Raw genomic sequence first — 15,958 nt, 5'->3', positions numbered from 1 at the left:
GATGCCTAAACCAAAAGCAATAGTTATCGGTGCCGGAATTGCGGGCATTGCATCGGCAATTCGTCTTTCCTTAAAGGGCTATGAGGTTGATGTTTTTGAAGCTAATTCAAAACCTGGAGGTAAGCTGACAGAAATAAAAATGAACGGTTTCAGGTTCGATGCCGGACCGAGCCTCTTCACCATGCCGCAATATGTAGATGAGCTCTTCAAACTGGCGGGTAAAAACCCTGAAGATTATTTTGGATACATCAAACTAAAAGAAATTTGCCGTTATTTCTACGAGGATGGCTTAAGGCTAAATGCAAGCGCAGATCTTGATGAATTTGCTAAGGAAATAGAAGAGAAGACAGCTTCAACTGCAAGAGAGGTTGAGCGCTATTTAAACAAAAGCAAAACCATTTACGATGTTACCCACCGTGTATTTCTGGAAAGAAGTTTACATAAAATTAAAAGCTATCTGCACTGGGATACCTTAAAATCTATATTCCGTTTTGGCCAGATTGATGCTTTTAGAACACAGGCAAAAGCAAACCGATTTTTCTTTAAGGACGATAGAATAGCACAACTTTTTAACCGTTATGCCACCTATAATGGTTCCGATCCCTACCAGGCACCGGCCACATTGAATGTGATTCCGCATTTCGAGTACCATTATGGAGCCTTCCTTCCAAAAAATGGGATGTACAGTATTGTTACTGCCCTGGTAAAGTTGGCAGAAGAGTTAGGAATAAGGTTTCATTACAATCAAAAGGTAGAAGAAATTATATATGCTAATGATCCTAAACCCGAAGTACAGGGCGTAAAAGTTAATGATAAAACCTATAAGGCTGATGTTGTTGTTTCGAACCTCGATATCTGGTTTACTTATAAAAACCTGCTTAAAGGCATAGCTCAACCTAAAAAGTTATTAAACCAGGAACGGAGTAGCTCTGCTTTGATCTTTTACTGGGGCATGGATGGAAATTACAGCGATATGGGCTTGCACAACATCTTTTTCGCTGAGGATTACCAAAAAGAGTTTATTGCCATATGGAAAGATAAAACCATCAGCAGCGATCCAACGGTGTACGTGAACATCAGCAGTAAACATATCAGGGGTGATGCACCAACAGACAGTGAAAACTGGTTTGTAATGATAAACGTTCCGGCTAATAACGGTCAAAACTGGGATGTATTGATCAAAGAAGCCAGGGCAAATATTATCCAAAAAATCAGCCGGGTTTTAAACAGAAATATTGAAAAAGACATTACCTGTGAGCAGATTTTAGATCCCAGAAGCATTGAAAGCAAAACCGGTTCTTATCAAGGTTCTCTGTATGGTAACAGTTCCAACAATCAGTTTTCTGCCTTTTTAAGGCATTCCAATTTCAGTTCGAAAGTTAAAAATCTATACTTCTGTGGAGGCAGTGTACATCCGGGCGGAGGAATTCCGCTGGCATTATTATCGGCAAAGATAATTGATGATGAAATTAGTTCAGTAGTTCATTAGCCATTGGTTAATTGGTAAACCTATCTGCTTATTAATTAATCGAGTAAAGACTAGAGACTAAGGACTCCAGACTATCGATTGTTCTTAATGGCTTCTTCTAACTTTTCGCCATCCAGATCAAATGCATCTACAATTAATTTAGCTTTGGTATAAAAAGGATCACGTTCCTGAAGTTTTATTTTGATAAATTCTAAAAGCTGCTCATCGTCCAGATCTTTAATCAACGGACGCTTTTGGCGGTTATGTAAACGTGATACCAATGCAGCAGGCTCCATTTGCAGGTAAACCGTTTCACCATTTGCATTCATCCATTCCATGTTATCGAAGAAACACGGCAATCCGCCTCCAGTAGCTACCACACAGGTTTCTGGATAATCGAAGGTTTTAAGCATTTCGCTTTCATAATCCCTAAAGCCACTTTCTCCATATTCGGCAAAATATTCGGCAATGCTTTTACCCGTTTTTGAAACAATTTCGGCGTCAAGATCAATTACAGGGCATTCTAAACGATGTGCCAACTGTTTTGCCTTTGTACTTTTGCCGCAGCCCATATATCCGATAAGGAAAATCTTCATGTATCTCTCTTTTTGCTTAGACCTTATAATAGATTGTCGCGTTTTAACATAATATAATCGGTTACAGGTGGTGTAAAACCTTCTTTTTTCAATAAAGTTACAACCTGTCCGCGATGATAAGTAGAATGATTAATTAAATGAAATAAAATTTCGTCTAATCGGTTTTCGTACTGAGCACCTTGTGTGTTGCTGTACAAAATCTTTTTATCTAATGTATTGTCTTTCAATACCGTCCTAATCAACTTAAAATTTTCAGCGGCAATACTTTCAAAGTTTTCCTTATGATGAATATCCCAAACACCATAAAGTGGCTTCTTACCCGAAATCCGTTGCGCCCAAATATGCTGCGCATTGAGTACGTGGCTAAACAATCGCTCTGCATCGGGCATTTCAGTTGTTGCAAACTTAAATATTTCAATGATGCGTTGATCGGCAAGCTCAGTATAGTTTATAATTTCTTCTTCGCGCATAACCTAACTTAATTTAACTCTTGGATCGACATAAGCATATAAAATATCAACCAGAATATTGATGACTACAAATACGAAAGCAATAAAAAGAATAGATCCCATCACCACCGGAAAATCAGACATTTCTAAAGCGGTCACTGTTGTTCTGCCCAATCCATTATAGCCGAAAATGTACTCTACAAAGAAAGAACCCGCAAGCAAAGAGGCAAACCACCCTGAAATAGCCGTAATTACAGGGTTCAGGGCATTTTTTAAAGCGTGTTTATAAATTATGGCATTTCTACTTAAGCCTTTTGCCCTGGCAGTTCTGATATAATCCTGCGCCAAAACATCCAGCATTGCGCTTCTGGTTAACTGTACAATAATCGCCAAAGGTCTCAAACCAAGGGTAATCATCGGCAGCCATAGGTTTCTTAAGGTTAATACTTCACCATTAAAGGGATCGTAAGAATATAAGCTTCCGCTCATTTTTAGACCTGTATAATTGCTCAGCACAAAGCCGAACAGCCAGGCAATAATAATCCCTGCAAAAAAAGAAGGTGCTGATATGCCTAGAATGGCAAATGCATTGGCCGATTTATCAATCCACGAATCTTTATAAACCGCTGAAAGCACACCCAAAAACACACCGATTATTGTTGCAAAAATCATCGCTGTTAAAGCCAGGATAAAAGTATTTGGTACCGTTTCGGAAAGTATAGCTGTTACATCGCGCTTGGTCTGGTAAGAACTGCGGAGATAAGGCCATTTTATCACCAGGGCTTTTTTATCAAAAGCCATCAATTTTGCATAATGATATTTCTGTTGATTGGTACTATCATTATCTAGAATGCTAATTGGCGATAAATCGTTAATGTATAAAACGAACTGAACAGGTTTGGATCGGTCTAAACCAAATTCTTTACGAACGGCTTCGAGCGATTGTACATCGGCCCTTTGCCCCATCGTCATCCGTGCAGGGTCGCCAGGTAAAATATTAAACAGCACAAAAACAACCAATATTACACCGCCCATTACCAGCAGCCCATACATCAGTTTTTTTAATGCGTATCCGATCATGTTTATTTATCGAAATATTTCCGGCTGAGTTGGTCGAAAGTGGGTACGTTATGAAAATGCCATTTATTGATTACCACTCCGTTTTTCATCAATAAAACGCCAGGATTTGCCCTTACCATACTTTTTAAAGGTACAGCATCAGCATAAAAAACCTCCGAAAACAGGTTGTTCTTTTTGATAAAAGCCTGCGCATCCTGAGCCGAATTGGACGTAAGCAATACCGTGCGGATATTAAACTGCTGCGTAGCGTTTAAAGCCAATGCGTTTAGTTTACCGATGGCGCCCTCGTTTGCAGCATGAAGATCATAAGCTACAAAAATCAAATTATAATAAGGGTTTTCGATCAGTTCCTTGGTATAATCGGTGCCCGACGCATCAGTAATGTTCAGATCTTTGATTTTAGGTTCAAAACCTTTTTTAACCAGTCTTTTTGCCGGTTCACCGATAATTTCCCAATTGTTATCCTTCCAGATTTCCGTTTTAAGATAGGCTTTATCGCTCATATCTTTCTCTTCATTCGTTTTCTTGTTCTTTAAGTGATACATGATCTCAAATTCATCCGGTTTTTCTCCCGGAGGGATCACCATTAGTGATGGAAGATGTGCACCAACCTTATAAGGCAGGAAATCGATAATCGGCAAAACATTGTAAGTATACAAACCAAAACCTAAAGATATAACCGTCACTGCAATGGCAATATTTCTTTGAGTGGCTTCTTTTTTAAATAAAGGCTGGATCAGGTTCTTGTTTAGGAAAATAACAATGATCAGCGCTAAAAGGATCAGATCTTTACTGAACGACTGCCATGGAGTGAGCGGAATGGCATCGCCAAAACAGCCACAACTGGTAACTACTTTAAAGGCTGCAGATATAAATGTTAACAGGGTAAAAAAGATAATGAGAAGTAATAAACCCCAGGCCACCTTTTTACTCCAGAAACCCAATAGCAATAAGGCACCGAGAACAATTTCTAAAGTACAAAGTAAAATGGCAATACCAGTGGCCATTCCACTCAGGAAATTCATGTGAAAAACTTCAAAATACTCCTGTAATTTATAGCCAAAGCCAAGCGGATCGTTTGCTTTGATCAATCCTGAGAATATGAATAAAGCACCGACAAAAATCCTGGAAAATCGTAAAAGTATGTTTCGCATCTGTATGTATCTATTTTTTAAAGGCTATTATGCATTTACTTAACCCCAAGTTTGATCAATGCAAAAACCGAATAGTTCAACATATCCTGATAATTCGCATTAACACCTTCTGAAGCCAGGGTTTGTCCTTCGTTATCTTCTATCTGTTTAACCCTAAAAATTTTCATTAAAATCAGGTCGGTTAATGAGCTAATGCGCATATCGCGCCAAGCTTCGCCATAATCGTGGTTCTTGGCAAACATTAAATCTTTAGTTTCCGTTACCTTTTCTTCAAATCGTTTTTCTACTTCGGCATAGGGCATCTCATTCGGATCACTTTCGGTCAGTTCGAGCTGCATCATAGCGATAATACAATAGTTTACAATTCCGATATACTCCGATATCACCCCCTCTCCTACCTTACTTACTTTTTTTTCTTCAAGGGTACGGATGCGCTGTGCTTTGATAAAAATCTGATCGGTTATCGAACTTGGTCTTAAAATCCGCCATGCAGTGCCATAATCTTTAGTCTTTTTTAAAAATAATGATCTGCAAACTGCAATCACTTCATCAAATTCGGTAGAGGTATTTGTTTGTGCCAAAGCCAATAATTATTTAGTTTTTAGTGTATTTTTGTCATGAAAAAAACAAAAGCTAAAGATACATTTTTAAAGCGAAACCCAAATCCCGAAAGGGTTTATTATGGCAGAAAAAAACTTTTTTGAGCCCAAACAAAGCTTAAATATTAAAGGTAAGCTTATCGATTTAAGCAGTCCAAAAGTGATGGGTATTTTAAATATCACCCCCGATTCTTTTTATAGCAACAGCCGCACAAAATCAATAGACGAAGCTTTAACCAAAACAGCCCAGTTCCTTGATGAAGGCGCTGCATTTATCGATATCGGCGGATACTCATCAAGACCTGGCGCTAAAGACATTTCTACCAGTGAAGAGGTTGACCGTTTGGTGCCCGTGGTGGAAAGTTTGGTAAAAGCATTTCCCGAAGCGGTTATTTCTATCGATACCTTCAGAGCAAAAGTAGCAGAAGAAACGATTTCTGCCGGCGCGCATATCATTAACGATATTGCCGCTGGAGATATGGACGAACAGATGTTCGAAACAGTGGCTAAATTACAGGTACCCTATATGATGATGCACATGCAGGGCACACCACAAAATATGCAGCAAAACCCTGTTTATGCCAATGTATTATTGGAAGTAATTGATTACCTGGCTAAAAAAGTTGCAGCGCTTAAGGCGCTTCATGTTCACGATGTAATTATTGACCCTGGTTTTGGATTCGGGAAAACAATCGAGCATAATTACGAACTGCTTAAACAGCTGGAGGCCTTTAAAATTTTCAAACTTCCCATTTTAGTGGGCTTCTCGCGTAAAGGAATGATTTATAAAACACTCGGAACTTCAGCAGCAGAGGCCCTGAACGGAACTTCGGTACTCAATACCATTGCGCTACAAAAAGGAGCTGGCATTTTAAGGGTACATGATGTTAAGGAAGCGGTGGAGTGTGTGAAGTTAGTTGGGATGCTGGGTTAAGCTGCTGCTGTAAGAAAATACCATTGGATAATTATTTGTTATTAGATGCTGAAATGAATTCAGGATAACGCCTCTCCTTAGATTCGTCCTGCTGAACTTGTTTTATTAGCAGTTTTTATTGTTTTAAAGGCCTAATAGCTACTTCGTGGTCAGCATCTATTTTTAGGTAAAGACCCTGAAACAAGTTCAGGGTGACGATCCTAAAAAAACAATTAACCAATTTAAACAGTTAACCTATCTTGCTTGTAAACTGAAAACCGTTTTGCTATCTTGCCATTGATGAAAGGATTAGATTTTGATTTCGTAAAATTCACCATTACCGACGTGGTAGACATTGTGCTTGTGGCGCTTTTAATCTATTACGTTTATACCCTAATCCGCAATACGCTAGCTGTTAACTTGCTGGTTGGTATGCTGATCATTGCCATATTTTATCGCGTTGTTGATGCTTTGCACATGAAGCTGCTTACAGCCATCATCGAGAAATTTATGAGTGTGGGGATCATTGCGCTGATTGTAATTTTCCACCCAGAGATCAGGCGTTTCCTCTTGCTGATCGGAAAAAATGCTTTTTTGCAAAAGAATAAAGCCTGGTGGGGATATTTATTTGGCCGAAAAGAAATTGAAAGGAATAATTTAACCCGTATAAAACCAATTATTGATGCCTGTAAAAGCATGAAGAAAACACGCACAGGTGCATTAATGGTATTTGTTAAATTTTACGACGAACAGTTTTTCGCCAATAGCTGCGAACTTGTTGATGCTAAAATATCGAAACGTTTATTAGAGAGCATTTTTCAAAAAAACAGTCCGCTGCATGATGGTGCCGTAGTTATTTCGGAGAACAAAATTAAAAGTGCAAGCTGTATTTTACCTTTAACGGATAACGACCAGTTACCCTCGCAATTTGGCTTAAGGCACCGTGCTGGTATTGGTGTTTCTGAAACGACCGATGCCGTTGCAGTAATTATATCAGAAGAAACCGGAGAGATATCGTACGCCAAACAAGGTAGAGTAAGGATGAATGTTTCTTTCGGAGAGCTGGAGAAACTGCTGAATAAAGATTTTTAATGTATAGTTAGAATTTACTGGTATCGTCACCCTGAATTCATTTCAGGGTCTTAATAGCAGATAGATGCTGAAATAAATTCAGCATGACGATCCAGCAGAATAACCACCCAGTAAAAAATAATCATCCTCATAAATACCCAATAATACTCTCTAGTCTTAGCGTCTCCCCAAGACCAGGTGATTAGATCCTTCATTACATTCAGGATGACAAAATAGCAAAACGCAAAAATGGTGAATGTTTCCACTCACCATTTCATTATCATTTAAATTACCTTCTTATCGGTATAATCCAATAATCCGTGTAATCAATTTTTAGCAGTATTGTTCAAAAGCACCGATCAGGTTATCCGCGATCATTTGTGCCGGACGGCCTTCAATCTGGTGACGCTCGATCATGTGAACCAATTTACCATCTTTAAATAATGCCATTGCCGGAGAAGATGGAGGGAAGGGCATCATGTAATTTCTTGCCTGATCTACCGCTTCTTTTTCCATTCCTGCAAAAACAGTAACCAATTTATCAGGGTGTTTCTCGTGTGCTGCTGCTGCTCTGGCCGCCGGGCGTGCATTTGCTGCCGCACAACCACATACCGAATTTACCACGACCAACACAGTTCCTTCGCCTTTAATCGCTTGATCTACGTCTTCTGCGTTTTTTAATTCTTGAAAACCTACGTTAGTTAATTCCTTACGCATTGGCTCTACTAAATATTCTGGATACATTATCTTAGTTTTTTATTTACAATTTCAATGTTACAAAAATAAGAAAATCGAATGGCATGCACCATTCGATTTATATTTTTAAGGTAAAATTAAATTTAGCTTATTTCAGATCTCTTAAAAGCTCTTCGAACATATGTGGATTTGCAACCACACCTACAATGATAAGTATAAACATAAGCACCATCAGTGCGCTTAAAATCGTTGCAATCATTCCGCAGATTTTACCAGCTTTAGCATTTTTGTACGATGATTCAGTGTATAAACCTGGATTAAGCTGATACTTTTTCATATCACCAGCACCTAGTACCCAAGCAATTACACCAAAAATCAACCCAAATATCCCATAAAAGCAACATGCGGGTATAGCTAAAATACCTAATACTAGCGAAGCTGTAGCGTTTGGCAGGTTCTGCTGACCAAAACCTCCTCCTCCAAACTGTCCAAATGGTGGTGGTTGCTGAAATGGTGGTGGGGTTACCGGACCATTGCCTAATGGCGCAAATGGTGCAGGTTCTGGATTTTTATCTTTTGAAAGATCAATCGGTTTATTTTCTTGAGGAGTTTCCTGTTCTTCTGACATGGCTATATTTAGATCAATTGGTGAGTGTATATTTTGTAAATGTAATTGATTAAAATAATTACTGCAACACTTGCAAAAACGATTTTTATCAGCTGTGCCCCAAACTTAAAATCGACCTTAAGGTGAACTATGGTAAATACCATCACAAAAATGAGTGGAATTGTTGCGGGATAAAACTTAAATGATGCGATTAAATCGCCCCGAAATAACGCCAGAACCGACCGTTGTAAACCACAGCCTGGGCAATCGAATCCAAAATGTGTCTTAAAGGGGCAACTGAAAAGATGCTCCCCTATCCAATCGAGAAAACTATGTTGCGGTTGAGCCATCTATATCGCCAATAATTTTGATCTGTGCATCTTTCCAAACTTTATATTTTTCCAGATCTTTAAGCACTTGCCTATACACCAGGTTTAAGATATAGATATCATCAACAAAACCTAAAACAGGTACAAAATCAGGGATCACATCTATTGGAGACAAGAAGTAGACCAAGCCTCCCAAAATAGCAACGATCGATCTTTTCGGAATTTCGGTATAATCGCCGTTCACATAATCTTTTGATACGGCAAACAACAGCACCAGTTTCGACCAAACACCTTCCAGATCACCTTTATTGGTTACTGCCTTTCCTAATGCATCTTTAATCGTGTTGCTGGCTTTTGTTTTATCACTTAGAATTACCGAAGCTTTGCTTTGCGATTTTTTAAAGAAACCTAGTATTTTCTCCCTATTCAATTTCATAGTTAACTGTATTACAAATTAACGGCCAAAAGCATCATAATTGTCTTCGGCATATTTGGTAAAGCGATCCAATAGTACAATATTTTTATTCTCGATAGCCGTTAAATCGTTATCCACATTGTTTTTAACAGGCACGTACCATTCTACGGGATCGAAAAAATTTCTAAAAGTTTGTTTTTTAAAGGCATAACCATGTCTGGCGAAAATGGTGTTTTTTATAATCTGCAGATCAAGCTTTCTTAAATTCTTCACATCTTCTTCCTTTAACAGGGCTGTTGATGCATTTAATTTAAAAATCTGTTCAGATGCGCTTCTGTAAAAAGTATTTGCGCCTAACGAATCTACACTTCCATCTTCAAGGGTATCTAATTGCGCTACCATTTTGTGGTCGCTCCAGTCTACATATTCCATTTCTGTTGGCAACATGCGGCTTGCATTATATTCGAAAGCCTTTTTTAATAATTTAAATTCTTTTTCCGGCCATTTCAGCTCCTTTTTATAAGCATTCCATTTACCAATTAAGGTGTCGCCAACAAGGGTGATTTCAAATTTCCCATCGTATTTATCTGTACCAGGTTCATCCAGAACGAAGGTAATTTTACCACCATCTTCTGATATTTTACCCAATAGTGGGCGGCTATTGCCAGAAACCACACTTTGCGCAATCACCGTATCTTTAGTTATTTTTTTTATGTTGATATTCAGTTTTTTAACCGCATCAGACATATCTCCTTCGTATTCTAACTCATCTGTTGTGTAAAAATCGCCAACCCAAAAACCATAAAGTTCCTTATGGATTTCCTGCTGTGCAATGCTTGTTGCTTTTTCTTTGTTTGTTTTTTTGGTATCTCTGCATGAAAGCATCAAAAAGGGAATGAGCGCGAATAATAAGATTTTTTTCATCGGTATATATGTTAGGGTCAAGTAAATTTCTTTTTGATCAGCCATTCGGCGATTAACAAATTGGGTATCCAGCCCAACCAGGCAATAATCTGGTAAACATCCATTGGTGCCGGGTGAAATAAATATACTAAAATAACTTTCCATAGCCTTAAAGTTATCGCAGAGGTTGCCAAAGCAAAACTACGGTACATAAACTTTTTATGGGCTATTATTTCTCTTTTTAAAATAACCAGAATCGCCTTTAGGGTAAACCAGAACCACAAAATGCCTAAAATGATAAATGAGGTTTTAGCTATTAATCCTCCGTTTGCAAACCAGCCGATAAAAATACCAGACGGCGCGGCAAGTAACAATACGGAGCCTACATACAAGTAGCCCAAGCATTTATGTATTTTGGGATATTTAGCTAAAATTTTAGGATTAAACTGTGTAAAACCAGCCAGTAGTACAAATATGGCACTATAGACATGGATGTAAAATATGGGAAGATAGGCTTTGATTCCTGATACTTCAGTCTGTTTGATCTGTAGAAAAGACACTTCACTATTCAGTGGGATATACCGTAAAGTAATCTGCACCATTAACATAAAGAAATAGGCAAAAAACAATAGCCAGGCTACACGTTTATAGCTGATGCTTTTCATTTATTCTGTTAAACGGTAAACTCATGATCCTAAGAATAAAAAGATGAGGATGTTTTTCATATTGAGTAGCGTTACTCTTCGATTATTGGTAGAAATTCATCGATTGTTAGGAGATTAACCTTGGGAAATTCTATTTGTTTTAAGATCTTAAAATGCTGGTCATTTGTTATAATATAATCAGCATTGCTGCACACATAGGCGTCCACATATTTATTATCATCTAAATCAGATAAAATCAGTTTCCACTCAAATATATGTCAACTTTTTCTACATTTTTAAGATTTAGTAACAACTCCGCGATATTACTTGCTACAAGAAAATTTGTTTTTTGTTCTAAAATTTCGACGTATTCTGAAAGAATGTCGTTACTAATTACTGCTTGAAAATACCCACTAATTAAAGCGTCAAAAATCGGCCTATATTTTGATTTTTTAGGAATTGAGACAAGAAGTACATTAATATCTAGTACAACTTTCATTAATGCTACTTTTTTCTTAAATGTTCATTTTTCCAAGATTCAATTGTATTTTCATCCCAATTTTTCTCATCCCAGAGTTTATCCATTTCATCAGATGCCGATTTTGCGAAATATTTGGTCAACATTTCTTTAATATCATTCAATTGATTGTCGGGTAAATTATATTGAAATAATTTTAATAGCTCTAGCTGAACATTTGTCAATTTCCCTGTCGCTTCCATATTTTTCATTGTGAACTAAAACAAATATAATCAATAATATGCTAAGAAGATTTCATCATCTCCAAAATATCATCAACATATTTACGCTCATTGGCTAAACGTGGCACCTTATGTTGCCCGCCAAGTTTATCTTTCGCTTTTAACCAATTATAAAAGGTATTTGCAGGTGCATTGTGTACTTTAGGACGGGCTAAAGCCATATCCTTAAAACGTTTGGCATCATAATCGGAATTAACTTCACGCAGAGTCTGATCCATAATATCTACAAACTTTTCAAAATCGTTAGGTTGTTTATCGAATTCTATGATCCACTCGTGCCCACCAGCTTTTTCATCTTTAAAGTAAATCGGTCCGGCGGTATAATCTTTAATTTCAGCACCGGTTTCCTGGCATGCTTTGGTTAAGGCCTGTTCTGCATTGTCGATAATCACTTCTTCGCCAAATGCATTAATGAAATGTTTGGTACGTCCGGTAATTTTAATGCGATAAGGAGAAAGTGAGGTAAATTGAATGGTATCGCCGATCATATAACGCCATAAACCACCATTTGTAGAAATAACAATAGCGTAATTTTTATGCAGCTCTACTTCGCCCAGCAATAATGCTTTAGGATTTTCTTCACAGATATTCTCCATCGGAACAAACTCATAGAAAATGCCATAATCCAGCATCAGCAACATTTCTTCTGAATTATCCTGATCCTGAATACCGAAAAATCCTTCCGATGCATTATAAGTTTCCAGATAATACATTCCATCGGACGGAATCAGCTGTTTAAACTGTTCACGATAAGGCGCGAAATTTACTGCACCATGGATATACAATTCAAGATTTGGCCAAACTTCCAGTAAATTCTGCTTCCCTGTGAGTTCGAGTACCTTTTTGGCCAGTACAATAGTCCATGTTGGCACACCAGAAATGCTTGTTACATTTTCGTTGATGGTGGCCTCGGCCATTCTATCCATTTTGATTTCGTAATTGTCCATCAATGCGATAGACATATCAGGCGTGCGATAATATTCAGCCCAGATGGGAAGGTTTTTGATCAGCACGGCAGATAAATCACCATAAAAACAATCTTCGTTTAACTGATTAACCTGATGGCTGCCACCTAACACTAAACCTTTTCCGGTAAACATCTGGTTATCAGGACGGTTATTGCAGTAAATAGAAAGCATATCCTTGCCCCCTTTAAAATGGCACTCTTCTAACGATTCCGGAGAAACCGGAATAAATTTACTTCTATCACTCGTAGTACCTGATGATTTTGCAAACCATTTGATATCGGATGGCCATAGAATATTCTGTTCGCCATTAAGCATACGCTCAATGTAAGGCTTCAGCGTATCGTAGTTTTGGATAGGAATACGCTCCTGGTATTGCTGTGGAGTTAAGATTGATTTATAATCGTACAGTTTGCCCCATTCGGTATTTTCGGCACTATCAATCAAGCTATGGAACCACTCTTCCTGAACATCATACGGATATTTCATAAAAAGCTCGATCTGGTGGATCCGCTTTTTCATTAACCAGGTAAAAATTGAATTTACAAATGCCATTTTTAAATGTTAAAATTAATGAGCTTCATTTTACCACAGATTTTCACAGATAAGCACAGATTTTTATACAGCGTAAATAATTTTATAGCAGTTTGTTTTAACATCGCGATTAGGCAACACACCAAATTAGAATTTGTTTGTCGGCAGAAATACTTTTGTTGGTGATTAATTTATTAAACATCAAATTTCTTGCGTTTCAGTACGAAGTTCGATCCAAGATAAACTTTTCTTACCATCTCGTTCTCAGCCAACACCTCCGGAACACCCTGTTCTAAAATTTTTCCTTCAAAAAGCAGATATGCCCTATCGGTAATGGAAAGCGTTTCCTGTACGTTGTGATCGGTAATTAAAATGCCTATGTTTTTATGTTTCAGTTTGGCAACAATACTTTGAATTTCCTCTACCGCAATGGGGTCTACCCCTGCAAAGGGTTCATCCAATAAGATAAAATTAGGGTTGGCGGCTAAGGCACGTGCAATTTCGGTACGGCGGCGCTCGCCACCTGATAATAAATCGCCGCGGTTTTTACGTACTTTGTGTAAACTGAACTCATTGATGAGCTCTTCGAGTTTATCACGCTGTTCTTCCTTGGTCAATTTGCTCATTTCCAAAATGGCCAGGATATTATCTTCTACGGTAAGTTTTCTAAAAACAGATGCTTCCTGGGCTAAATAACCGATTCCTTTTTGCGCCCTGCGGTACATCGGATCTTCTGTAATATCTTCTTCTTCCAAGAAAATGCGGCCTTCGTTTGGTTTAATTAAACCAACAATCATGTAAAAGGAAGTTGTTTTTCCGGCACCGTTCGGGCCTAAAAGACCAACAATTTCCCCCTGGCTTACGTTAAAAGAAACATTGTTTACAACAGTACGCTGCTTATATTTTTTAACCAGATTTTCGGCTCTTAATATCATATATTGATTCATTCGTCACCCTGAATTCATTTCAGGACCTTTCTAATTAGATGCTGAAACAAGTTCAGCATGACGATTATTTTATAGTTAATTAACTTTTATTCCTTTAATATTTAATTGCAAACGTTTCTTATCACGCCACACATTTTCCTCTAACGTATAACAAACCGAAAACGGTACCTTTGGTTGTAAAAGATTTTGAAATTCGGCCAACCCAAATGCAATGCCTTCAAAAATAGGCGAATTTTGTTGTTTTATATTAATTTTTAAATGATTTTGACCAACAGCCATGGCGTGCTGTGCGAGATATACATTGTGGGTAACAAAAATAGGCGCCATATTTTCGGGTCCGAAGGGTCCCATCTGAGATAAAACGCGATAGAATTTACCATCAATCTGTGCCAGATCGATTTCGGCATCAATCCTGATCATCGGTGTAAGCAATTCCTCTGTAATACTGGCCGATACAATTTCTTCAAACTTATCAGCAAAGGCATCTACATTATGTTGTTGCATGGTTAAACCTGCGGCAAATTTATGCCCGCCATATTGATCCAGTAAATCGGCACAACCGCTTAAAGCCTCATACAGATCGAAACCAATTACTGATCGGCAGGAACCAGCTACATGTCCGTTAGATTTTGTTAATACGATTGTAGGGCGATAATATTTTTCAGTTAAACGTGAAGCTACGATTCCGATTACCCCCTTATGCCAGTTCTCGTTGAAAACGACGGTAGTTTTTTTATTGATTAAAATATCACTTTCGCCAATTAAAGCCAAAGCCTCGCGGGTAATGTCCTGATCGTATGTTTTGCGCTCAGTATTTTTAAGGTTAATCAGTTCACTCTGCTCCAATGCGTTTCCATCTACCTGGCAAAGCAGCATGGCAACTGCATGTTTAGCATGGTCTATCCGTCCGGCGGCATTAATCCGCGGACCTAAAGTAAAAACCACATCGGTAATGCTATAGTTTTCGGTTTTGCCCGAAACTTCCATCAGGGCACGTAAACCTTCGCATGGATTTGAGTTTAGCTTTTTTAAGCCATAATAGGCTAAAATTCTATTCTCGCCCACTACCGGAACAATATCGGCAGCTATGCTTACCATTACCAGGTCTAAATATTGCAGATAAGTATCTTTAGGGAGCTGATGTTTTTCCGCATATGCCTGTGCAAGTTTAAAGCCTATACCGCAACCGGCCAGTTCTTTAAAAGGATAGGCGCAATCAGCACGTTTAGGATCTAAAACGGCGATAGCCCGCGGCAATTCATCTCCTGGCAAATGGTGATCGCAGATAATAAAATCGACACCTAAAGTATTGGCGTAATCAATTTTATCGATAGATTTTATTCCGCAATCTAATGCAATGATGAGAGAGAAACCGTTTTCGTTAGCATAATCTATTCCTGCAGTAGAAATGCCGTAGCCTTCTAAGTAGCGATCGGGAATATAATATTCGATGTTTTTAGTGAGCTGCGAAAAAAAACTGTAAGCCAGTGCAACCGAAGTTGTACCATCTACATCATAATCGCCATAGATCAGTATTTTTTCGTGGTTGGCCAATGCGGTTTCTATACGGGCAATAGCAACATCCATATCCTTCATGATAAAAGGATCGTGAAGATGATCCAGATCGGGTCTAAAAAAATCTTTTGCCTGATCGAAATCACAGATATTCCGTTGCACAAGTATCTGTGCAAGTGAGCGATCTATATTGAGTTGTTCTGCTATTTTATTTACCGTAGCATCATTGCAATCTGATGCCAGCACCCATCTTTTTTCCATTTATTCTGTCTCCGAACAGTAAATATACATTTTAATTGGATATGATGGAGGCA

General features: G+C 38.1%; 19 protein-coding genes. 3 read left to right on the top strand and 16 right to left on the bottom strand.

From position 1 onward, the window contains the following. Nucleotide 1 precedes the first annotated feature (1 nt). Nucleotides 2-1,489 (top strand): 1-hydroxycarotenoid 3,4-desaturase CrtD, encoded by a 1,488-nt coding sequence (gene crtD, locus AC07VK_RS14885; RefSeq protein WP_492961416.1) that lies wholly within the window; start codon nucleotides 2-4, stop codon nucleotides 1,487-1,489. Between the two features lie 71 nt (nucleotides 1,490-1,560). On the opposite strand, the gene AC07VK_RS14880 is transcribed toward crtD, so the two are convergent. Genes AC07VK_RS14880 through AC07VK_RS14860 form a run of 5 tightly spaced genes read right to left on the bottom strand, consistent with a single transcriptional unit; the run spans nucleotide 1,561 to nucleotide 5,328 of the window. Then, entirely contained in the window at nucleotides 1,561-2,064 is a 504-nt protein-coding gene (locus AC07VK_RS14880) for a shikimate kinase (RefSeq protein WP_492952834.1), read from the bottom strand. A gap of 23 nt (nucleotides 2,065-2,087) precedes the next feature. Beyond that, nucleotides 2,088-2,534: a DinB family protein gene (locus AC07VK_RS14875; protein WP_492961414.1), complete on the bottom strand. Its 447-nt coding sequence runs from the start codon at nucleotides 2,532-2,534 to the stop codon at nucleotides 2,088-2,090. Between the two features lie 3 nt (nucleotides 2,535-2,537). Continuing rightward, nucleotides 2,538-3,593 carry an ABC transporter permease gene (locus AC07VK_RS14870; RefSeq protein ID WP_492952832.1) on the bottom strand — a complete coding sequence of 352 codons (1,056 nt, stop codon included), beginning with the start codon at nucleotides 3,591-3,593 and terminating at the stop codon, nucleotides 2,538-2,540. Nucleotides 3,594-3,595: 2 nt separating this feature from the next. Further along, nucleotides 3,596-4,747 carry a BT_3928 family protein gene (locus AC07VK_RS14865; protein WP_492961412.1) on the bottom strand — a complete coding sequence of 384 codons (1,152 nt, stop codon included), beginning with the start codon at nucleotides 4,745-4,747 and terminating at the stop codon, nucleotides 3,596-3,598. Between the two features lie 35 nt (nucleotides 4,748-4,782). Then, complete coding sequence (locus AC07VK_RS14860) at nucleotides 4,783-5,328, bottom strand: DUF1599 domain-containing protein (protein WP_131032057.1); 546 nt, start codon at nucleotides 5,326-5,328, stop codon at nucleotides 4,783-4,785. Nucleotides 5,329-5,428: 100 nt separating this feature from the next. Here AC07VK_RS14860 and folP point away from each other — a divergent pair, with 100 nt between their 5' ends. Beyond that, on the top strand, nucleotides 5,429-6,280 hold the full coding sequence (folP, locus tag AC07VK_RS14855; protein WP_492961410.1) for a dihydropteroate synthase: 852 nt from the start codon (nucleotides 5,429-5,431) through the stop codon (nucleotides 6,278-6,280). A 279-nt stretch (nucleotides 6,281-6,559) separates the two neighbouring features. After that, nucleotides 6,560-7,351, top strand: coding sequence for a diadenylate cyclase CdaA (gene cdaA / locus AC07VK_RS14850; protein WP_086549174.1), 792 nt, complete (start codon nucleotides 6,560-6,562; stop codon nucleotides 7,349-7,351). Nucleotides 7,352-7,663: 312 nt separating this feature from the next. On the opposite strand, the gene AC07VK_RS14845 is transcribed toward cdaA, so the two are convergent. The 11 genes from AC07VK_RS14845 to recJ form a co-directional block, all read right to left on the bottom strand. Beyond that, entirely contained in the window at nucleotides 7,664-8,074 is a 411-nt protein-coding gene (locus AC07VK_RS14845; protein ID WP_029275606.1) for a BrxA/BrxB family bacilliredoxin, read from the bottom strand. A gap of 100 nt (nucleotides 8,075-8,174) precedes the next feature. Next, entirely contained in the window at nucleotides 8,175-8,654 is a 480-nt protein-coding gene (locus tag AC07VK_RS14840) for a CCC motif membrane protein (protein ID WP_492961408.1), read from the bottom strand. 8 nt (nucleotides 8,655-8,662) lie between these two features. Further along, nucleotides 8,663-8,983 carry a DUF2752 domain-containing protein gene (locus AC07VK_RS14835; protein ID WP_492961406.1) on the bottom strand — a complete coding sequence of 107 codons (321 nt, stop codon included), beginning with the start codon at nucleotides 8,981-8,983 and terminating at the stop codon, nucleotides 8,663-8,665. Then, on the bottom strand, nucleotides 8,964-9,398 hold the full coding sequence (locus tag AC07VK_RS14830) for a YkvA family protein (RefSeq protein WP_492961404.1): 435 nt from the start codon (nucleotides 9,396-9,398) through the stop codon (nucleotides 8,964-8,966). The genes AC07VK_RS14835 and AC07VK_RS14830 overlap by 20 nt, the downstream gene beginning before the upstream one ends. A gap of 18 nt (nucleotides 9,399-9,416) precedes the next feature. Then, the gene (locus AC07VK_RS14825; protein WP_492961402.1) at nucleotides 9,417-10,301 is read right to left on the bottom strand and encodes a YARHG domain-containing protein; all 885 of its coding nucleotides are present in this window, start codon (nucleotides 10,299-10,301) and stop codon (nucleotides 9,417-9,419) included. Between the two features lie 17 nt (nucleotides 10,302-10,318). Next, nucleotides 10,319-10,945, bottom strand: coding sequence for a DUF2306 domain-containing protein (locus tag AC07VK_RS14820; RefSeq protein ID WP_492961400.1), 627 nt, complete (start codon nucleotides 10,943-10,945; stop codon nucleotides 10,319-10,321). A 235-nt stretch (nucleotides 10,946-11,180) separates the two neighbouring features. Further along, nucleotides 11,181-11,423 (bottom strand): PIN domain-containing protein, encoded by a 243-nt coding sequence (locus tag AC07VK_RS14815; RefSeq protein ID WP_492961398.1) that lies wholly within the window; start codon nucleotides 11,421-11,423, stop codon nucleotides 11,181-11,183. A gap of 5 nt (nucleotides 11,424-11,428) precedes the next feature. After that, entirely contained in the window at nucleotides 11,429-11,653 is a 225-nt protein-coding gene (locus tag AC07VK_RS14810; protein ID WP_227256344.1) for a DUF8507 family protein, read from the bottom strand. Between the two features lie 32 nt (nucleotides 11,654-11,685). Further along, a complete protein-coding gene (locus AC07VK_RS14805; RefSeq protein ID WP_492961395.1) occupies nucleotides 11,686-13,203 on the bottom strand; it encodes a GH3 auxin-responsive promoter family protein in 1,518 nt (505 codons plus the stop codon). A gap of 173 nt (nucleotides 13,204-13,376) precedes the next feature. Then, nucleotides 13,377-14,117 carry an LPS export ABC transporter ATP-binding protein gene (lptB, locus tag AC07VK_RS14800; RefSeq protein WP_057931148.1) on the bottom strand — a complete coding sequence of 247 codons (741 nt, stop codon included), beginning with the start codon at nucleotides 14,115-14,117 and terminating at the stop codon, nucleotides 13,377-13,379. A gap of 87 nt (nucleotides 14,118-14,204) precedes the next feature. Continuing rightward, nucleotides 14,205-15,905 (bottom strand): single-stranded-DNA-specific exonuclease RecJ, encoded by a 1,701-nt coding sequence (gene recJ, locus AC07VK_RS14795; protein WP_492961393.1) that lies wholly within the window; start codon nucleotides 15,903-15,905, stop codon nucleotides 14,205-14,207. Nucleotides 15,906-15,958 lie beyond the last annotated feature (53 nt).

Source organism: Pedobacter sp. GW821-FHT01D05, assembly GCF_059422505.1.
Note: the sequence above shows the minus strand (reverse complement) of the source record. Positions and strands in the feature narration are given on the sequence as shown.